Source organism: Candidatus Thiodiazotropha endoloripes (assembly GCF_001708965.1).
GTDB lineage: Bacteria > Pseudomonadota > Gammaproteobacteria > Chromatiales > Chromatiaceae > Thiodiazotropha > Thiodiazotropha endoloripes.
In genome coordinates, this window is the sequence record NZ_LVJW01000007.1 from 95,921 (window position 1) to 115,738 (window position 19,818).

Below are 19,818 nucleotides of genomic sequence, written 5' to 3' on the forward strand. Positions count from 1 at the left end.
TAAAACCAATAGATAAAGCCTGCAAGCGATAGAGGTGTAGATAATGAGTGTAGATGATGACGAAAGTGGCGGTGGTCCACTGATTCAATTTGTAACTTTCATCCTGATGGATGAGGTTTATGGCATCAACGTCATGCAGGTACAGGAAGTCTTGAGAGTGACTGAGATTGCACCTGTACCCGGGGCACCGAGTTATGTCCTGGGTATCGTCAATCTGCGCGGCAATGTGGTGACGGTAATCGATACCCGAAAGCGGTTCGGGCTCCCTTCGGTGGAAGTCAGTGATCACAGCCGTATTGTTGTGATTGAATCTGAAAAGCAGGTTGTCGGCATACTGGTTGATGCCGTTGCCGAAGTCGTTGAACTGCGTGAAGATGAGATCGATGCAGCACCCAATGTGGGTACCGAAGAGAGTTCCCGTTATATCCAGGGTGTGGCGACACAGGAAGGACGGTTACTGATACTGGTGGATCTGAACAAACTGCTGACGGATGAGGAGTGGCAGGAAATCAGCATGTACTGATCAACCTGAGACTGCGGTTGGTCAGTTTGCAGCCGCACTCAGCATCCCGGGATCCACAGGTCATGCGTCGAGCTGAAAATTAACTAAACTATATGGAACAGTAGTGAATTAATTTACTAGGTTCACACAGGGCAACTGATATGCCTGAAATTGGAGATCAAAACCCGCTCACCCCGCTCTATCCGGTTAAGCCGAGTAAGCCTCCCATGCGTCGGGAACGCCCCAAACGAAAGGATGAGCAGACGAATCAGGAACGGAAGAAGCCTGATCAGGAAAAAGACAATGGAAAGCCGCACATCGATGAGTATGCTTGAGGAACCTCTGAACAACACATGGGCCTGCATTTCACCACCAAGCTACCCTGTTTGTATGAAGTGATACTTGATAAATGTGGGCTATTACGTGCAATCCTCGCCCTGAATCGGTACATTTTCATCGACATAGAACTATTCAGAGGATCTTTCATGGTCAATCCACTTCCCTCGATCCACCCTGGTATTGAATGCAGCGTAAAACGCCAGGGTAGACTATGACCGGTAGCTCAAATCTCTTTTGGTTGGTTCTGCTTCCTCTGGCTCTGTTGCTGGCGGCGTTTCTCGGTTATCTGTTCTTCATCGAGCGCAAGCGAAAGGAACTGCAGGCGCAACAGAGCAGAGAGATTCAGACCCTGAAACAGACCGTGGCTGCACTCTGTTCGAGCGCGGTCGGGGTGGACAGGCGGGTCAATCGTCTGGAGCGGCAGGGACGGGATCTGGAAGAGCGTCAGGAGAATATCGAACAGTCCAACCTGCAGGGTGATCCTCCCTATAGCGACGCCATCAGCATGGTGCGGGCCGGTGCCGGTCCTGATGAACTGATTCAGGAGTTGGGCATCAGTCGGGATGCGGCGGATCTGATCATAATGATTCACGGTGCAAAGCGTGAAGATGCATGAGACAGTTCAGTAGTACGCCACTGATCGGATTTGCCGCCTACAGTGGTACCGGTAAGACGACCCTCCTGAGGCAGTTGATACCGCTGTTACGGGAATCCTCCATCAACCTGGGGGTGATCAAACATGCGCATCATGAAGTGGATGTTGATCAACCCGGTAAGGACAGCTACGAACTGCGCAAGGCCGGGGCAGGGCGGGTTCTGCTGGCAACCTCAAAACATTGGGCGTTGATGGTGGATGAGGCGGAAGCGAAAGAGCCGGAGCTGCCTGAGCTGCTGGAGCGATTGGATTGCAGCAGCCTCGATCTGGTGTTGGTGGAAGGTTTCAGGCACCTGCAGTTTCCCAAGATAGAGCTGCACCGTCCGGCACTTGGTAAACCGTTACTGTTTACCGGCGATTCTTCGGTGATCGCGATTGCCAGTGACGCACCCATCGATCAGCCGTGTAATCTACCCCAGCTCGATCTGAATAATCCGCAAGAGATCGCACAATTTGTCAAAGATTATTGTGAAGCGATACCTAGAGCTGATTGAACTCGTGTTAGGACATGTTCATACGAATCCAATAGGTCCTGTGGTGCCTGAAAAAGCTTCAATTTAGGCGTGTGGCGCGTAGTTTAGTTGGACCTAATGAGCGATGAGCAAGGGTTTGTGGTGCTTATTCAGGCACAACTCCCCATATTGATTTAATAAAGAGGGGATGGGTCCATATATCTCCCGTAAATTTTCAATCTTCCCAGCGGCAAGATTATAAAAGCCACTCTTCCTTTATGGGAGAGGGTGTATGCGAAGCGTTTCACCTGGCTAAAAAATAGAGCAAAACTCGCTAACTATTCATCTTTATCACGTTGATTTCTCATAAAGGCTAAGGTGCTCATTCGCCCCCTCTCCCCCGGCCCCTCTCCCGCAAGGGGAGAGGGGGAGTTGATATCCGACATTCTGACAATAATTCTGGCCTTGTCCATCTACTGATCTGTGCTTTCTCATCTCTCAATCAGCAATGAAAACCAACGAACGATAAGTCAGTTAACACCATAGTGTACGGAGTTTCTGGGGCAGCAGTGGCTGGGTTTGTTTTACGCCCAGCGGCGTTAACATTCACTTATGTAGAATAACTCCACCACACTCATTCTGCCTTGTTGGGCACAATTCGGCCCCAGTAGGACATATTGGATCAGTGTTAACAGACCCGAGCGTCTCATCTACACCCGATCAACTTTTCTCCGCCGTCATATAACAGATCCACCCGGCATCGGCTTCCCCCTCTTCAACGGGAAGAAAGATACCGTCGGGTTCACCATCATCATCGAATCCCTGCCAATAAAATGTGATCTTCTCAAATCCTACCTCGGACAGCAGTTCACGGACTTCAGGCAGACTCCACAGGCGCCAGTCATAACTGAAGGCCTTCTCGTAGCGTGAGCCATCCTCGAAATCGAAATGGATATGGCAGATCAAGGTGCCACTGATCGGGTCGTATTTCTCCTGCTCCCAGATATAGGTGAAGGTGGCGTCACCATCCTCGATGTCACGCTCCTCCTCGATCTCCTTATAGGAGTCATAGCCACCATAGGCATCCATGAAAAGTACGCCATCATCGGAGAGCTGCTCATAGACCCGTTGAAAGTAGCATTTCAACTGGTCACGCTCCTTGAACAGCCAATAACTGAAGTTCATGGCTGAGATGATCTCCATCGGCTCAGTCTCGACATTCAGTACATTCTCCTCCAGCAGGGTGACACGTTTACGCTGTGAGGATTTCAGCTTTGCAAGCTGATTCGCTTCACCCCATTGCAGAACCTCGGTATCGAGATCGACACCGATCGCCTGGTTGCTCTTGCGTCTTTTTACCCATTCACAGCAGACATTGGCGGTGCCGCAGAAATCCTCTCGCAACCGTTTGGCGCGACGCCCCTTGAGCTTTTTGAAAGTGTCATCGACGAAATCGATTTCGGCTTCGGAGCATTGCACCGAAAGTTCGTAGAGATGGTGTCGATCTGCTGTATCGGCTATGGATTGCGATTTCTTTTTTCGTTTGCCCATTGCTGTTTTTTTATCAATGCGGTTGGAGTGGTCAGTCATTCAAAGAGTGAATGCTACCCCATCAAGCGCTGCATCGCTACGCTAAAAAATCAGCTTTGATGTTAGCAAAAGATGGAACTGCATGGAGAGTGTGAAGAGAGTCTAACGTGTTACCTATTGAATCATCATAGAGTGTCTTGTTCATCAATCAACGCCTCTTCAACCAGTTTGTTCAACACTCGACTGCACTTCGCTTTGAGGTGATCTCTCAACAGTCGCACAGCGGGTGTGATCAGTTGCCGGTTGGGACAGATCAGCCAGAGTTCGGTAGCCGGAGGCTTGTACTCCGGTAGCAGGTTGACCACTCTGCCGGAGAGCAGATCATTCGACATATCGAGGCAGGACTTGACTGCCACGCCTTTTCCGGCAACACACCAGCGCCTGACCAGATCCCCATCATTGGAGGCTCGGTTGCCACTCATTTTGATTTTGTATTCGGTGCCATCCCGGGTGAAGCTCCAGAGATCGTGAATGATGTCATAGAGCTGATAGAAGAGTCCGTTATGTGCGGGCAGATCGTGTGGATGTTGTGGGGTTCCATGCTGTTGCAGATAGTCGGGGGTTGCACAGAGCAGTCCCGGAACCTTGCAGATTTTGAAGCCATAGAGATTGGCGTCATCGGGTGAACCGTAGCGTAGTGCGATATCCACCGCATCCCGATAGAAGTCGATATTGCTGTCACTGATATAGGTTTTCAGACTCACCTTCGGATAGTTCTCCATGAACTCATCCAGCCAGGGGGTGACCAGGTTACGCCCCAGGTCCGACGAAAGGGTGATGCGCAGCTCTCCGTCTACGATATCCAGATCATCCCGTACATTCTGCGTGGCCTGCTCCAGCAGCAGCAGGGCCTGCTCACACTGGGGGATATAGCGCTCACCGGCAGAGGAGAGTCTGAGCCGTCTGGTGGTGCGGATAAACAGGTCCATACCCAGCTGACGTTCCACCCGTTTGAGTGCGGCGCTGGCGGTGGCGGTGCGCATGTCCAACTGGGCTGCAGCGCCTGTAATACTGCGCAGTTCAGCGACTTTAAGGACCACTTGCAGATCTTCGAGCAGCATATTATCAAAAAATATTTGAAAATGTTTCTTTAATTATGCTGTTTATACAGGATTATTCAACACCTACACTTCATGTCATTCGTTAAACCTGAGATGGAGCAACCCCATGAAAGCCATTGGTTACAGTAAATCCCTGCCGATTGAGACCCCTGAAGCGCTGCTTGATATCGAGCTCCCCCAGCCGATCGCCACAGGCCGGGATCTGCTGGTGAAGATCGATGCAATCGCGGTCAATCCGGTGGATTACAAGATTCGTCAGAATATGGCCCCCAGCGATGGGGCATGGCGGGTACTTGGCTGGGATGCGGTGGGTAAGGTTGTGGCGACCGGGGAAGCGGTCACAACATTCAAACCCGGAGACAAAGTCTTCTATGCCGGTGATCTCAACCGACAGGGTAGCAACGCGGAGTACCAACTGGTGGATGAGCGTCTGGTCGGCCACAAACCGAAAAGCCTGACGGATGAAGAGGCGGCCGCATTACCGTTGACCGCGATAACCGCCTGGGAGCTGCTGTTCGAACACCTCGCCATCACTCAGGTATCGCCCGAGGCAAAGGAGAAATCCGATGAGGTCATCCTGGTGGTCGGTGCCGCCGGTGGGGTTGGCTCCATTCTGCTGCAACTGGCCAGCACCATTACCGGTGCCACCACCATCGCCACAGCATCGCGTGAACGTTCACAGGCCTGGGTGAAACAATTGGGTGCGAATCATGTGATCGACCACAGCAAACCGCTGCAGCCCCAGATCGAGGCACTGGGCATTGGCCAGGTGACCCACATCGCCAGTCTCAACAGCACCGTCGACTACTTTGAGGCTTACACGGAACTGTTGGCACCCTTCGGCAAGATCGCCATGATCGATGATCCCGAGTCGCTGGATGTGATGAAACTGAAGCCGAAGAGTCAGTCACTGCATATCGAGTTTATGTTTGCCCGTTCGATGTTCAATGCGGCGGATATGCAGGCACAGAGTGATCTGTTGAACCGGGTGGCCGATCTGATCGATCAGGGGTATATCAGAACCACCGTCGGTAAAAAACTGGGTGTGATCAATGCCGATAATCTGAAGCAAGCCCATCAGCAGCTGGAGTCGGGTCGTTCGATCGGTAAGATTGTTCTGCAGGGTTTTTGAATACCACAACCTGTGTTGTACAGCGAGCAGGATAGACTCATCAAAACTCAGACGAGGATTTAACCATGTCATATTATTCAGTTTTGGATGTAACACCGACCCGTGAGGATTGGATTCCAGACTACATCGAGCCAGCCAACAGGCTGGTCGCTCAACATGGTGGAAAGTATCTGGCGCGTACCACCAGCCACAATCAGCTTGAAGGTGAACTGAAAGAGGCAGCATTGCGCATCATCATAGAGTGGCCATCCAGACAGGCTGCCGAGGCGTTCATGGCAGACCCCCTATATCAGCCTCATTTGCAGACGAGGGCGGCCGGGTCGGTCAGTCATCACTATCTGGTTGAAGGTAAGGACGATCTGGGTTGAGTGGATCAACATGGATTGGATGGCTGCCAGCTTCGGCTTGCGCCAATCCGCTCTCCTGATGAGGCAATATTATGAATGCAGCTATTGAAGAGACAGCCTTTGAAACGATCAATCCAGGCTACAACACGACATTTCAACCGGGTCGCTTGAGCCTCGGACTGGTGGCGCCCCTGGAACAGTACAGCTCGGGGCCTGTTGCCTCGATGACGCGCCATATGGAACGGGTCGAGTTGGCAGAAGCGTTGGGCTTCTCTGCGGTCTGGCTGAGGGATGTACCGTTCAATGTCCCATCCTTCGGTGATGCCGGACAGCTGTTCGATCCGTTTGTCTATCTGGGGATGCTGGCCGCGAAAACCGAACGTATCGCTCTGGGTGTTGCCAGCATCGTACTACCCTTGCGTCATCCGGCACACATTGCCAAGGCGGCAGCCAGTGTCGACCAGTTATCCGGCGGACGGCTGATCCTTGGTGTGGCCTCGGGTGACCGGCCGGAAGAGTATCCGGCGCTCAATCTCAGTTTTGAAGGTCGTGGTGAGCGCTTTCGCCAGAGTTTTGACTACATTCGTCGTATGTGGGAGGAGCGAGCGGCATTTCAGAGTGATTATGGCAATCCCCATGGTGGTATGGATATGTTGCCGAAACCTGCCTTTGGCAAGCTGCCGATGCTGATCACCGGTGGCAGTCAACAGGATCCGGATTGGATCGCCAGGCATGGAGAGGGATGGATTACCTATCCCCGCACTGTATCTGCACAGGCACGACTGGTCAGTGACTGGCGCGCCAATGTTAAAGCTGTGGGTGGGCTTGCCAAGCCTGCAGTGCAATCCCTCTATATCGACTTGACTGAGAACCCGGAGACAGAACCGCAACCGATCCATCTGGGATTCAGGTTGGGTGCTGATCATCTTCGCAACTATTTGAAGTCACTGGAACAGATAGGCATCAACCATGTGGCGCTCAATCTGCGATTCAATCAGCGGGATATCGAGACTACACTGAAACAGCTGTCAGCAGAGATCCTGCCTGAATTTCAGAACTAATAACACGGCATACTGAGTCGCCAGGTTAATATGGGAGTGAACAAATGCAGAAAACCATCATGATCACCGGGGCTACAGATGGTATTGGTCTGGCTGCCGCAAAAAAACTGGTTGGTATGGGGCATCATCTATTACTGCATGGACGCAATCCCACAAAGCTCTCTGTGGTTGAAAAAGAGCTTTCGAGCCTGGCTGACAGTGTACCTGTGGAAAGTTATGTTGCCGACCTCTCCGTGCTCAGTGAGGTGCAACAGCTGATCGATCAGGTGGCGGAACGGCATCAACATATCGATGTGTTGATCAACAATGCGGGCATCTTCAAAACATCCGAACCGCTTACCACAGAGGGTCTGGATGTGCGTTTTGTGGTCAACACCATTGCCCCCTATCTGCTGACAAAAAAAGCGCTGCCCTTGATGGGGCCGAGTGGTCGGGTCATCAATCTATCCTCTGCTGCCCAGTCGCCGGTGGATCTGCAGGCACTGATGGGACGCCAGCGAATCGATAACGATTTTGAAGCCTATGCACAAAGCAAACTGGCGATCACTGCCTGGTCCCGCAGCCTGGCGGAGATTCATAAGCCGCAGGGTCCGAAAATCATCTCAGTCAATCCGGGTTCGATGCTCGGCAGCAAGATGGTCAAGCAGGCATTCGGCGTGGCCGGCAAGGACATCAACATCGGTGCGGATATTCTCATACGGGCAGCGCTGTCGGAAGAATTTGAGTCGGCCAACGGTCGATATTTCGATAACGACTCCGGAAGCTTTGCCTCACCTCATGCCGATGCGCTCAACCCAAAGATCTCCGACTCAATCATTGAATCGATTGAGTCGGTACTGGATGAATATTCGAATTAGGTGGCAGCTCGTTTGAAATGGCAATATCCCGCAGTGTGATGGAGATCTATGCTGTGTATGGGGCACTGAACTGGATCGGTTCAGGTAGATTAAAAATAACAATCCCAGTGTAATCAGCAACAGTTTTCGTTTATGGAATAGAATATCTGATTGATCTTCACTTTCCACAGGAGATGAAAACTCGAACTATAATCTTTTTATCAGGACGAGAGAGAGAAGAGGTGGTGTTATGGCAATTGCGATTTCACTCCAGCAGTTTTTGCAGAATCACGCATTAGATTACGAGATCATCGATCACAGACGCACCAGTTCCACGCTGCACAGTGCGGAAGCTGCGCACATTCCCGGAGACAGGATGGCCAAGTCGGTACTATTGGGAGATGACGAGAGCTACATGTTAGCGGTTATTCCGGCAACCCATCACATCGATTTCGATGATCTGACCCAACTTACCGGACGCAATCTCTTTCTGATATCAGAAGAAGAGCTACAGCAGGCCTTTGCCGATTGTGAGACGGGTGCAGTGCCACCGGTTGGCGATCCCTATGGGATTGAGACCCTGGTGGATGTGGCCCTGTTACAACAACCTGATCTCTATTTCGAGAGTGGTGATCACGGCAAGTTGCTGCATCTCAGTACAGATTCCTTCCGGGAATTGGAAGAGAATGCGATTATGGGAGAGTTCAGTTACCACATATAAACCTCTGATGAGCTTGGTTGGCCATTGGGGCCATTGGGGCCATTTGTTGGCCAGGACGAAATCAGCTGAAAAATGGTGATTTGAGAGGGAGATACCGTTTTACAGCTGATTTCTCCATGGAGATCCCACTTCCTATCGACCTGGTAACTGCTTAGCCATTTGATTCCAGGTACAAACTAGTTTAATCTTGCGCTCCTTAAATCTGGAGAGATGTCCGAGTGGCTGAAGGAGCACGCCTGGAAAGTGTGTATACGTTAATAGCGTATCGAGGGTTCGAATCCCTCTCTCTCCGCCAATAAAAAAGGGGCCCCAATCGGGGCCCCTTTTTTATTGGCGGAGAGAGAGGATTTGATTCGAACCCTTCGTTCGAAAGGAACGCAGTGACGCCGACGCCGCAGCGCAGCGTAGGCGCCCCGTAGGGGTGAGCGAAGCGAATCAATCCCGACCTTCAGCCCACACTCAAGCGGAGACCCACTGGCCCCTTTTTTATTGGCGGAGAGAGAGGATTTGATTCGAACCCTTCGTTCGAAAGGAACGCAGTGACGCCGACGCCGCAGCGCAGCGTAGGCGCCCCGTAGGGGTGAGCGAAGCGAATCAATCCCGACCTTCAGCCCACACTCAAGCGGAGACCCACTGGCCCCTTTTTTATTGGCGGAGAGAGAGGATTTGATTCGAACCCTTTGTTCGAAAGGAACGCAGTGACGCCGACGCCGCAGCGCAGCGTAGGCGCCCCGCAGGGGTGAGCGAAGCGAATCACCAGGAGTGGTCCGACGCAGGACGCCATAGCGAAGCGCAGGCGCCCCGCAGGGGTGAACGAAGCGAATCACCAGAAGTGGTGCGACGCAAGACGCCACAGCGAAGCGCAGGCGCCCCGCAGGGGTGAACGAAGCGAATCACCAGGAGCGAAGCGACACAGGACGCTGCAGTGAAACGTAGGCGCCCCGAAGGGGTGAGCCGAAGGCGAATCACCAGGAGCGAAGCGACGCAGGACGCTGCAGTGAAACGTAGGCGCCCCGAAGGGGTGAGCCGAAGGCGAATCAATCCCAACCCTCCGCCCACACCCAAGCCAAGGAGACCCTCAAACCCTTTATTTATGGCGGAGAGAGAGGTTTTGATTCGAACCCTTCGTTCGTAAGGAACGCAGTGACGCTGATGATTGGAAAATGGCCGAACAGCAATTTTTATTGAAATGAGTACTCAAAGGTATATCCCTATTTACCGCTTAGGCCGGTTATCATGTCCCTGGGTATGTTGTTCAGTTAATGGATGGGTATAGCGTATGTTTCTGTTTACTCTAAGTGCAAATAGTTCAGCCGTAAACAAATACAAATCACCGCAAAAGCTTGCGCATCCTGTTGTTGAATATCTCAACAAGTCAGCCTATTAGCAGAAGTCTCTCTGGATCAGGTGAATCCGCTCAGCAGGCTTTTCAGCCAGTCACGGCATACTCTATACAGCTCTAGCATAAACAGGACCTATTGAAATCCCCATTACACTAAAAGCAGTGTAATAAGTTGCTTAGGCCCATGAATCCCATAAGCCAATGTCTGCTCAATATCCGCCGTTTTTGAGGGGCCTGATATCAACAGTACATTGGTTGGCAGACCATCGGCCCACTGCTCTTTCTCAATCACTTCAGCAAACGATTGATAGAGTTTTGTTGCATCCAGCAAAGCGATATGCACCGGCGGTACCAAGGACATCAAGCGTGGCTCGTCCCGGTCTGGCATGAGCACCAGGGTGCCGGTCTCGGCAATCCCACAGCGGCTGCCGGTGATGGCTGCATCAATCTGTGAGAAGAGCTCGGGCTTCCAGGATTCGATGGGTTGATCGTATTGATGAAATAGGGTGCTTTCAATGTTACTCATGCTCAATTGATTACCGGTGTCTCCTGTACCGGTCAGGACTTGATGCAGGCCCCGCTTGGGTAGCTCTTCCGCTAACCAGTCGATCCATTGGGCGGCGGGCAGGGTGTGGACTTCACCGTGTACGGACTTTTGGCTCTCGATAAACCGGGTGATGCGTTGTTCGACGCTCCAGGCTTCCAGGGAGGGAGTACTTGGCTCTGGCTGCTCCAGCTCGACCTGATTGTCACGCAGGCGCTGCAGGATGTTGTCTCTGGTACTACTCATCGTCATATCCCTGCTGGCGGGCCAGTTCGCTGAGTGACTTGGAGGAGGGGGTCGGGATGGGGCGATAACGTGTCCAGCCCTTCGAGAGAGGCGGCTTGATGCGACGTAATCGGGTTGCCAGATATTTGAAGGCACGGTAGATCCTGGGTCTTGCGTAGATATGCTGCCAGAGTTTCCAGATCAGGGCTTCACTTCGGCTGCGCAGAGCCCCTGTTCCAGGTACGCCGTTTTCGCTCGGTTTTGCCTCCACTGCTTCGGCACGCAGACGGTTGATCAGTTTAGGCAGCGGGATGCGCACCGGGCAGACCTCACCGCAGGCTCCGCACAGGGTGCAGGCGGAGGTCAGGCTGCCGACCTTGTCGATGCCCAGACGTTGCGGTTCCAGCAGGATGCCGATCGGGCCAGGGTAGGTTGTGCCGTAGGCGTGTCCCCCCACATGTACATAGACCGGGCAGTGGTTCATACAGGAGCCGCAGCGGATGCAGCGCAGGGTGTCGACCAGCTCCTCGTTACGGCGGATGCGAGATCTTCCATTGTCCAGCAGCACCAGATGGACCTGCTCCGGACCATCCTTCTCGCCGGGCTGGCGGGGGCGGCTGATCATGTTGAAATAGGTGGTGATCGGCTGGCCGGTGGCGGACTTGGTGAGAATCTCCAACAGCGGAGGTACGTCAGAGAGTTTCTCCACCACCTTTTCGATACCGGTGATGGCGATGTGGATCCGGGGCGCTGTGGTGCTGAGTCGGCCGTTACCCTCATTCTCCACCAGGCAGAGGGTACCGGTCTCCGCGACGGCGAAGTTGACACCGGAGATGCCGGCGTCCGCATAGGCGAACTTCTTGCGCAGCACCTGGCGGGCGCAACCGGTCAGCTCGTCAACATCGTCGGTGTAGGGCTGTTCCGGATGAAACTTCTGAAACAGTTCCGCCACTTCGAAGCGGTTCTTGTGGATCGCCGGAACAATGATATGGGAGGGGGGCTCCTGGGCCATCTGCAGGATGTACTCACCCAGGTCGGACTCGATCACTTCGATGCCCCGTTGCTCCAGGTAGTGGTTGAGATCGGTCTCCTCCGAGACCATCGACTTCCCCTTGACCACAAAAGTTGCCTGCTCTGCCTCGAGGATCTCATGGATCAAGGCGTTGGCCTGCAGCGGGGTCTCCGCCCAGTGTACCTGGATACCGTTCTCGGTGAGTTTGGCTTCGAGCTGCTCAAGCAGCTCGGCCTGGCGGCTGAGGGATCGGTTGCGGATCCCTTTCGCCCGATAACGCAGTGCCTGGAGTTGCCGATCATCCGGGAACTGGGCCAATCGACGTTCACGGATGCCATCCATGGCACTGCGGAAGTTACGCCGCAACTGGTCGTTGTGCAGTGCCTTGTCGATGCGTTGGTAGAAGGCCTGGTATTGGTTCATTCAGCTTCTCCGCTGGTTCTATCCAGGAGAAACTCCGCCACATGCTGGGTTGGCAGCTCACGTTGCTGATGCTCCAGTGAACCGCTTATGTTCATCAGACAACCACAATCCTGGCTGATCACCATCTGGGCACCGCTGGCCAGCAGGGCATCACACTTGGCCTCCACCATGGCGCCGGAGATGTCCGGTTGCTTGACGGAGAAGGTGCCGCCGAATCCGCAACACTCGGTTTTATGGGCTTGCTCCATGACCTGCACGTTACTGAGCTGGGCGATGAGCGAGTCGATCCGGTCTGCAACCCCCATCTCCCGTCGTGCGGAACACGAGGTGTGGATGGCGATTCTGGTCGGTTGGCCCAGATCTTTCAGCTGCAGCGCCAGCACATCGACCAGAAACTCAGTCAGTTCATAGGTGCGCTGTGCGGCGTTGATCGCCTGGGACTCGTCCGGTTGGCCGGCGAACAGCTCCGGCCAGTGGTGTTTGACCATCCCCGCACAGGAGCCGGAGGGCACCACGATGGGATAGTCTTCAGGAAAACAGTTCAACTGGGCACGAGCCACCGCCAGCGCCTCCTGGCGATAGCCGGAGTTGAAGGCGGGTTGACCGCAACAGCCCTGGTAGGCGGGATAGATGACTTTCACACCCTGTCGTTTGATCAGCGCCATGCCGGCCAGGCCCGCATTCGGGTAGAGCAGGTCGATCAGACAGGTGCCGAAGAAGTAGACCTGGTCCGGTTGGCTCATCGCTACTCCTCACTGAACATGGAGGCGTACAGCTCTGAGTTACGTGACAGCCTGGCCTGGCTCTTGAACTCATGGAATGCCTGAAAGGCAAACTCCAGATGAAAGCGTGCCTTGTCCCGCGCCTGTTCCGGGTCCCGGTCCATGATGGCGGTGACTATGGCTTTATGTTGCATACACAGCTTTTCCACGAACGTGGGTTCTGCATAGAACATGTCCAGGTATTCACTGACGGTGTTTTTCAATACGTCGTGTATGGCGTTGGTGAAGTGCACCAGCACTACATTGTGGGCCGCTTCGGTGATCGATTGGTGGAAGGCCGCGTCCGCCTGCAGCTTTTCGATACTGGAGGCCTCGGCGCGGTGAATCTCAACCATCTCGTTGAATCGGCTCCAGATCCGTTGACGGTCGCTCTCCGTGGCGCGGGTTGCCGCATTGAAAGCGGCCACGCCCTCGAGCTCTTTACGCACCTCCAGGGTATCGAACTCCGCATCCGGTTGGTCCTGAAGCAGAGCCATCAACGGGTCGGTAAAGCTGTGTGCCAGGGATTCGGTGACATAGTTGCCGCCGCCCTGATGGGTGTGCAGCAGCCCTTTGCTGGAGAGTTTCTGGATCGCCTCCCGTAGAGAGGGGCGTGAGATTCCCAATCTTTCCGCCAGCTGTCTCTCGGCGGGCAGACGCTCTCCGGGCTTGAGGGTGCCGTCGGCAATCATGCCCTCCAGTTGTTCTGCGATCTGATCCGAGAGTTTTCTACGCTGCATTATCTGTCTTTATGGTCTTACCAATTACCATTTTGGGCAGTTTAGACTGCATTCAATGGAACCACAAGAGCAGATTCAGAATAATGATTTCATTCGTCGGGAGTCTATATGACAAGTCAAAAACAGCTAATAACCAGTAAATAATGGCATTATTGACAGATTTTAAAGGGTGGCTGAGGGTCTATGCCGGGTTGACAGAAGAATTTTCCTTATCCTCATAAATTGGACAGACCAATAAACCGAATGGTTGGATTTAGCCAATAGGTGGCATTTGTGATCACCTTCCCTATCGGAGAATAACCCATGAAATAAAACGTTCTAGATCCTGGCGAGTGCAGCACTGCTGTCACTGTCGATGGTTGCCACCCCCACCTTTGCTGCCAAGAAAGTCCTGCTCAGGGTGCCGGTCTGGTTTGTACCCACCTGACCGGTCTCGACTCGCCCCCCCCAAATGGCTCGCAATACAGGTCAACACCGCTTCCGGCGGTTCGGTTAAGATCTAAATCTATGAGCCTGGAAAACTGTTACCGGCCAAGGGGATTCTGGCGTCGGTCTCAAAAGGTCAGGTGAACGCCGGCTGGACCACCCCAGGTTACAACGCCGGCCTGCTGGGACAGAAAGGGGCATCTTCACCGCCGTGCCTTTTGCAGCTGGGAATTCTGGTCAGTACCGCGATATCATCCGGATTGATTAATCGCATTGTTTTACAAAAAATGAAATAAATTACTTAATCCCTTGGTTTTTCAGTGAGTTAAATCATGCGATCGATGGCTCGATGTACTATGCTTAGGGGATGAGGTCCCTATTCAGTCAACCCCGCCAGGCCTTGAATGATTTCAACTCAATCGAGGCTGAACGGCGGCGTATTCAATATCATCTGATCTTCCTGATTGGTGCATTTTTTCTCGCTGCCTTTGCCATGGCCAGCTATATCAATCTGCGTTACGAGGTCGCCTACTTCCTCTCCGGCTCGCTACTGGCAGCCATCGGCATCAACCTGTTTGTTCTGAAGACCGAAAACCACAAGATCGCGGCCTGGCTCTACAGTACGGTCATGCTGGTGCAGGTAGTCTATCTGATCATCAGTGGGGGGGTAGAGGCAACCGGTCCCCTTTGGACCTATCCTATCGTGGTTATCATCATCTCCCTGTTGGGCCACTTGCACGGCTATTTTTTATCCCTGTTTGTAATCGCGCTGCTCTCTGTGCTGTTGGGTTTCGGAGATGACTATGGATTAACCCCGCAATATTCGGAGACCTTCAAAATCCGCTTCATCGCCACCCTGTTTGCATTGAGTTGGTTGGTCTGGAGTCTGGAATATTCCCGCGCCAAGGCAGCTGCTCTGTTGAACGGGCTTAACAAACAGATCCTGGATATCAGCCGTAGGGATCAATTGACCGGCCTGCTGAACCGACGTGGCCTGGAAGAGAATTTCAACAGCGAAGTGAACCGCTCACTACGGGTCAATCAGTCCTTCTCCCTTGCACTGCTGGATATTGACGATTTCAAAGCGATGAATGATCGCTACGGGCATCTGCTCGGGGATGAGATTCTCAAACAGATCGCCAATCTGGTGCAGTCCCAGATCCGAAACATCGATACCCTGGCTCGCTGGGGGGGAGAGGAGTTTGCCATTCTGCTCGATAAATCGTCCCTGGCAGACGCGGTCTACATTGCGGACAAGATCAGAAAAGCCATCCAGGATTTAGACCGGGAGCAGTCACTGATCAGTGAAAGGATAACCATCAGTATCGGCGTCGCGGAGTATCAACCGGGACAGAGCATGCTGGAGTTGTTCGATGCTGCGGACAATGCGCTCTATCTTGCGAAAAGGTGCGGTAAAAACTGTGTCAGAACAACGGAGGATGTTGCCCGGGAGAATGGCCGGCCCGATCTCTCTTTGGTTTGAATCGGATTGAAACAAGCGACTCTATAGCGTCAACAGAAGGCCGCAAAGCGGCCTTCTGATCTATTGGCTACATCATCATGTCGTCGATCAGATTGGCAAACCAGCTGTGTGCATAGCTGACTTCACGCTTGCGTTGCTGATCCGAGGCGTCCATCGGGGAGAGGCCGCCGGCGCCTTTGACCGGCAGGATGGTATTGCTGCTCTTGTCCAGGGTATAGACCGCCGCCACGGAGATACCGTGCTCTTCGCCGAGGATGCTGTAGCAGGTGTTGACGAAGGTGGGATCCGGTGGTTCGATGCCATTGAAACGCGAGACAATGGCAGCCGCGGCAACCTTGGCCTGGGAGTTGGCGGCGTAGGCCGATTTCGGCATCTTCGCGGCGCTTGAGGCATCACCCAGAACGTAGACGTTTTTATGCTTGCTGGACTCGAAGGTCAATTTATTGACCGGACACCAGTCCCCATCCGTCAGATCGGAGGCAAAGGCAACCTTGCCCGCTTTCTGCGGTGGAATGATGTTGATCACATCACCCTGGAACTCCTCGATCTCCGCCTGCAGTGTCATGGTGGAAGGGTCGAGCTCCTCAACCGTGCCACCACCGGCAGCGCCAACCCACTCGATCATGCTGTTCTCAGTACCGAAGCCATAGAGCTTGCTCCAGCCCTGGGTAAACAGACCCTGCTTGGAGAATTTGTCCTTTGGATCGAGGATCAGGATTTTCGCCTTCGGCTTGTGGTGCTTGCAGTACATGGCGATCTGTGCAGCCCGCTCATAAGGGCCGGGTGGGCACTTGTAAGGGTTGGGTGGCGCGACGATGATCACCTTGCCACCTTCCGGCATGGCCAGAATCTGATTGCGCAGGGTGGTTGTCTGAGGGCCGGCAAACCAGGCGTGAGGCACCACTTCCGCGACCTTCTCGTCGTAACCCTCAATCGCATCCCACTTGAAGTCCACACCCGGTGAGACGATGCATGCATCGTAGGCGAAAGTTTCGCCGCCCTGGGTAACCACCTGCTTTTTGTCAGGCTCGATGGCGTCAACCCGGTCGATCACCACTTTCACCCCATGGCGCTTCAATCCTTCATAGTCGAAGGTGATGGAATCCAGAGTGCGGTCACCACTGAGTACTTCGTTACTCATAAAACAGGATTGGTAGACCTTCTTTGTCTCAATCAGGGTGACATCAACCTGCGGGTGCAGCTTGCGCAGATATTTGGCGGCTGTACAGCCACCGACGCCGCCACCAACCACCACCACTTTTGGATTGGCAGCCAGTGCAAGTTGGGGAAAGCCAAGGGATGCCCCGGCAACAGTGGCGAATCGAATAAAATCTCGACGGTTAATCTCTGTCATGCTCTTTTCCTGTCCCGGGAATCAGTGTTGGCTGCCGTAGTAATGAATCAGAGCCGGAATGGCCCGATCACCTTCGGCCTCGATGGCGGCATCGACTTTGCGTTTCATCTTCCTCGGGTATTCCCGGCGGCCATCGATGAAATCATCCATGGTGTAGTGCAGATAGGGCATCCATTGACCTGCCAGGGTGCCGGCATCACCCGGTTTACCACCATCCTCATGGCACTTTTCACAATGCTCATCGTGCAGTCTGGCGCCGAGTTTGGCCATTGCCGTATCATGCTTCTGTGGCATCAGTTTTAGTGGTTGTTTGGCGAAAAACCAGGCCATACTTTTAATCTGCTCCTCGCTATAGCCTTTTGCAATACGGTTCATGATGGTGGAGTTGCGCTCATCGAACTTGTAACCCTGCATGGCATCGATAAACACTTCCGGATCCATGCCCGCGATGGATGGGCTCGAGGGACCGACACTTGAGCCGTCTGTACCATGACAGCCGGCGCAGGTGAAAGCCAACGCCTGGCCAGTGGGCGCCGCCGGAGCGGTGGCTGGAAACAATACTGCTAGTCCCAGCAGGAGATAGTGCATTTTCTTTTTCATCATTTTCTCTCTCTGCAGTTTCCCTGCCTATCAATTCGGTGAGGTTACCAGGCCGATCAGTACCAGGGTGAGCAAAGCCAGGCCTGCCATGATCAACACCGTAGTGATAAAAGAGGCGGCCAGATCTGCTCGGCGAGAGGGTTTTCTGACCAGGTAGTTGTTGATCTCGCCAGTGGCGGCCAGTCGCTCGTACTCTTCGCGATGGTCGTGGCGGAACTCCTCGAATGGAATGGCGCCGGTGAAGATGGTGGTACTCATCGGGAAGCGCTCAGGCCGGAAGTGCACATTGAAGAAGTGCACCGAGTTGAGGAATATGGCTGCCAGCAGTGCCTCTTCAGCGTGAATCAGGGTCGCGATGTTGAACATCCAGCCAGGCAGAATGAGGGCTGTCTTCTCCGGTGCAAACAGCATGATGCCGGATGTGCCGATTACTGCGGCACCCCAGAATGGGGCCCAGTAGTCGAACTTCTGCCAATAGGTCCAGTGGGAGAATTCCGGACGTTCACCTTTACCGATGAACCATCTGAACATGCCCTTCAGATCACTCCAATCCTTCCAATTAGGCAACATGGAAGTGCTGCCGAACCATTTGAAGTCTTTACCCTCGCGAATGATGTTGGTTACGGCGATCATCAGATGGACCAGGAATATTCCCAACCAGATTACTGCAGCCGTACGGTGGATGATACCCTCCATTTCGGTTCCACCGAGGAATACCACCACTGCCTTGGCCCAACCGGTATGGGCGAACAGCAGCGTGGTGCCGGTGAGGATCAGGGTCATGGTTGAGATGGCGAAGAGGCCGTGAATCCAGCGCCAGACGACTGGGAAGCGGCGGAAATAGACGATGTCCGGTTTATCCAGATCCTCGATGAAGCCTTTGCCTTGGAGTCGGTCCATGACCTCACGGTAGAGCCACAACAGTACGTGTACCCAGAAGAAGGCCATGACTGCGAAAATCAGTGTCTGCATGAACAGCTTGAAGAACCAGAGGCCAGGATAGTTCTCCCGGTCATCCGCATCGCCATGGGGCCAGAATGTCAGGAAGTTCTCATTCGCGTCTTCGTGGCAGACCCGGCAGTTCTCCAGGCGGTTGTTGGCGTGGATCTCTGAAGTGGGATCATCCTCGCCTTTGATCTTATGGCTGCCGTGACAGTCATGACATTTGGCGGTGTTGGTATAACCGAGGCGGTGCACCTGACCGTGATAGGAGTCGAAGTAGGTACGTTGGGCCTCTTCATGGCAGTCGCCACAGTTTTTAGTGATCGCCAGTTTGGCCTTGTCTGTGTCCGGTGAGTCGATCTGGTGGGTGGTGTGACAGTCGGAGCATACGGCCGACTCACTGTCATTCTGTTCCAGCAGTGCGACACCATGAACCGAGGTGCGGTAATCCTCCAGTTGCTGCTCATGGCATTTGCCGCAGACTTCAGGATTCTTGAGGCGCTTTTCGGCGCGCTGAATACTACCCAGTTCACCCACATTATGTGCTTCATGGCAGTCGTAACAGGTGGCATTGGTGCGGGATTGATCCAGTGAATTGGGCTGGGCGTGGACCGATAGCATGTAGCTGTCGATCGACTCGTTGACGACTTTGAGCCGCTCGTGCTTGCCGTCCGGATCGTTCTTCACCTCTTCCCAGGTCTCCCGGTGACAATCGAGACAGCCGACGATGACTGCCGGTGCCTTGCGGTGGGGGACCCGGTCGATGGTGATGTGGCAGCTGTTACAGTTCAGTTCACCATGCACACTCTCCCGAATCTGCTTGCTGTGGACGAAGATCTTCACTTCGCTGCCATCGTCGCGAACATCGGTCTTCATCTGCTCATCGCCATGGCAGGTCAGGCAGCGTTCGTTGGAGATGATACGTTCACCGGTAACCGGATCAAATCCTTCCGGGGGTTCTTCACCGAGGATGTTGATGGCGGGCTCTGTGGCCCCGTGAACGGAGTGTACAACCAGAATCAGAAAGAATGGAATGAGCCAGGTAGCAAGCCTGGAAACAGTGTTAGGCATGTCGCCTTCCCCCTTTTTTAAATTCTTTTTCAAACACACAACCGATCCATCGACGACGGGGCGTGTACTGTTTGTGCTACTACTTGATTGATCGCATGCCGGGTTGATTCTAGTTAGGGCCTATTGGATTAGTGTTAACAGGCCCTAGTAAAAGGTGAGCGATCCGTTCCACCCAGGGAATCGTTTGTTCGGCATTTAT

At 53.6% G+C, this 19,818-nt stretch carries 21 protein-coding genes and 1 tRNA gene; 11 read left to right on the plus strand and 11 right to left on the minus strand.

What is annotated here, in order from left to right; translation table 11 throughout:
• The first annotated feature begins 43 nt into the window (after positions 1-43).
• The 4 genes from A3193_RS18860 to mobB all read left to right on the plus strand — a co-directional run bounded on the left by A3193_RS18860 (position 44) and on the right by mobB (position 1,990).
• Entirely contained in the window at positions 44-523 is a 480-nt protein-coding gene (locus tag A3193_RS18860; RefSeq protein ID WP_069006456.1) for a chemotaxis protein CheW, read from the plus strand.
• A 140-nt stretch (positions 524-663) separates the two neighbouring features.
• A complete protein-coding gene (locus A3193_RS20615; protein WP_155523038.1) occupies positions 664-837 on the plus strand; it encodes a hypothetical protein in 174 nt (57 codons plus the stop codon).
• A gap of 215 nt (positions 838-1,052) precedes the next feature.
• Complete coding sequence (locus tag A3193_RS18865; RefSeq protein ID WP_083218466.1) at positions 1,053-1,457, plus strand: DUF2802 domain-containing protein; 405 nt, start codon at positions 1,053-1,055, stop codon at positions 1,455-1,457.
• Complete coding sequence (gene mobB / locus A3193_RS18870; RefSeq protein WP_069015589.1) at positions 1,454-1,990, plus strand: molybdopterin-guanine dinucleotide biosynthesis protein B; 537 nt, start codon at positions 1,454-1,456, stop codon at positions 1,988-1,990. The genes A3193_RS18865 and mobB overlap by 4 nt, the downstream gene beginning before the upstream one ends.
• A gap of 678 nt (positions 1,991-2,668) precedes the next feature.
• On the opposite strand, the gene A3193_RS18875 is transcribed toward mobB, so the two are convergent.
• Together A3193_RS18875 and A3193_RS18880 are read right to left on the minus strand one after the other, a co-directional pair.
• Positions 2,669-3,538 carry a class I SAM-dependent methyltransferase gene (locus tag A3193_RS18875; RefSeq protein WP_235615051.1) on the minus strand — a complete coding sequence of 290 codons (870 nt, stop codon included), beginning with the start codon at positions 3,536-3,538 and terminating at the stop codon, positions 2,669-2,671.
• A gap of 125 nt (positions 3,539-3,663) precedes the next feature.
• Entirely contained in the window at positions 3,664-4,599 is a 936-nt protein-coding gene (locus tag A3193_RS18880) for a LysR family transcriptional regulator (RefSeq protein ID WP_069015590.1), read from the minus strand.
• 106 nt (positions 4,600-4,705) lie between these two features.
• Between A3193_RS18880 and A3193_RS18885 the strand changes: the two genes are divergently transcribed.
• The 6 genes from A3193_RS18885 to A3193_RS18910 all read left to right on the plus strand — a co-directional run bounded on the left by A3193_RS18885 (position 4,706) and on the right by A3193_RS18910 (position 8,991).
• Positions 4,706-5,731 carry a zinc-binding alcohol dehydrogenase family protein gene (locus tag A3193_RS18885; protein WP_069015591.1) on the plus strand — a complete coding sequence of 342 codons (1,026 nt, stop codon included), beginning with the start codon at positions 4,706-4,708 and terminating at the stop codon, positions 5,729-5,731.
• 65 nt (positions 5,732-5,796) lie between these two features.
• Positions 5,797-6,099 (plus strand): DUF1330 domain-containing protein, encoded by a 303-nt coding sequence (locus A3193_RS18890; RefSeq protein ID WP_069015592.1) that lies wholly within the window; start codon positions 5,797-5,799, stop codon positions 6,097-6,099.
• A 71-nt stretch (positions 6,100-6,170) separates the two neighbouring features.
• Complete coding sequence (locus tag A3193_RS18895) at positions 6,171-7,139, plus strand: LLM class oxidoreductase (RefSeq protein ID WP_069015593.1); 969 nt, start codon at positions 6,171-6,173, stop codon at positions 7,137-7,139.
• Between the two features lie 44 nt (positions 7,140-7,183).
• Positions 7,184-7,996, plus strand: coding sequence for an SDR family NAD(P)-dependent oxidoreductase (locus A3193_RS18900; protein WP_069015594.1), 813 nt, complete (start codon positions 7,184-7,186; stop codon positions 7,994-7,996).
• A gap of 229 nt (positions 7,997-8,225) precedes the next feature.
• The gene (locus tag A3193_RS18905) at positions 8,226-8,696 is read left to right on the plus strand and encodes an aminoacyl-tRNA deacylase (protein WP_069006449.1); all 471 of its coding nucleotides are present in this window, start codon (positions 8,226-8,228) and stop codon (positions 8,694-8,696) included.
• Positions 8,697-8,900: 204 nt separating this feature from the next.
• Positions 8,901-8,991 (plus strand) — tRNA-Ser (locus tag A3193_RS18910).
• Here the strand turns inward: A3193_RS18910 and A3193_RS20495 are convergent.
• From A3193_RS20495 to A3193_RS20620, 6 genes are all read right to left on the minus strand, one after another.
• Entirely contained in the window at positions 8,951-9,550 is a 600-nt protein-coding gene (locus A3193_RS20495) for a hypothetical protein (protein WP_141694805.1), read from the minus strand. The genes A3193_RS18910 and A3193_RS20495 overlap by 41 nt on opposite strands.
• A gap of 636 nt (positions 9,551-10,186) precedes the next feature.
• Positions 10,187-10,828, minus strand: a complete 642-nt coding sequence (locus A3193_RS18915) for a LutC/YkgG family protein (RefSeq protein ID WP_069015595.1) — start codon at positions 10,826-10,828, stop codon at positions 10,187-10,189.
• On the minus strand, positions 10,821-12,242 hold the full coding sequence (locus A3193_RS18920; protein WP_069015596.1) for a LutB/LldF family L-lactate oxidation iron-sulfur protein: 1,422 nt from the start codon (positions 12,240-12,242) through the stop codon (positions 10,821-10,823). The genes A3193_RS18915 and A3193_RS18920 overlap by 8 nt, the downstream gene beginning before the upstream one ends.
• Complete coding sequence (locus tag A3193_RS18925; protein WP_069015597.1) at positions 12,239-12,985, minus strand: (Fe-S)-binding protein; 747 nt, start codon at positions 12,983-12,985, stop codon at positions 12,239-12,241. The genes A3193_RS18920 and A3193_RS18925 overlap by 4 nt, the downstream gene beginning before the upstream one ends.
• A gap of 2 nt (positions 12,986-12,987) precedes the next feature.
• Entirely contained in the window at positions 12,988-13,743 is a 756-nt protein-coding gene (locus A3193_RS18930) for a GntR family transcriptional regulator (RefSeq protein WP_069015598.1), read from the minus strand.
• Between the two features lie 318 nt (positions 13,744-14,061).
• Positions 14,062-14,205: a hypothetical protein gene (locus A3193_RS20620; RefSeq protein WP_155523037.1), complete on the minus strand. Its 144-nt coding sequence runs from the start codon at positions 14,203-14,205 to the stop codon at positions 14,062-14,064.
• 331 nt (positions 14,206-14,536) lie between these two features.
• Between A3193_RS20620 and A3193_RS18935 the strand changes: the two genes are divergently transcribed.
• Positions 14,537-15,652 carry a GGDEF domain-containing protein gene (locus A3193_RS18935; protein WP_069015599.1) on the plus strand — a complete coding sequence of 372 codons (1,116 nt, stop codon included), beginning with the start codon at positions 14,537-14,539 and terminating at the stop codon, positions 15,650-15,652.
• 67 nt (positions 15,653-15,719) lie between these two features.
• Here the strand turns inward: A3193_RS18935 and A3193_RS18940 are convergent, their stop codons facing one another.
• Genes A3193_RS18940 through A3193_RS18950 form a run of 3 tightly spaced genes read right to left on the minus strand, consistent with a single transcriptional unit; the run spans position 15,720 to position 19,619 of the window.
• Complete coding sequence (locus A3193_RS18940) at positions 15,720-17,006, minus strand: FCSD flavin-binding domain-containing protein (protein WP_069006443.1); 1,287 nt, start codon at positions 17,004-17,006, stop codon at positions 15,720-15,722.
• A 21-nt stretch (positions 17,007-17,027) separates the two neighbouring features.
• Positions 17,028-17,609 (minus strand): c-type cytochrome, encoded by a 582-nt coding sequence (locus A3193_RS18945; RefSeq protein WP_069015600.1) that lies wholly within the window; start codon positions 17,607-17,609, stop codon positions 17,028-17,030.
• Between the two features lie 27 nt (positions 17,610-17,636).
• Complete coding sequence (locus A3193_RS18950) at positions 17,637-19,619, minus strand: cytochrome C (RefSeq protein ID WP_069006441.1); 1,983 nt, start codon at positions 19,617-19,619, stop codon at positions 17,637-17,639.
• Positions 19,620-19,818 lie beyond the last annotated feature (199 nt).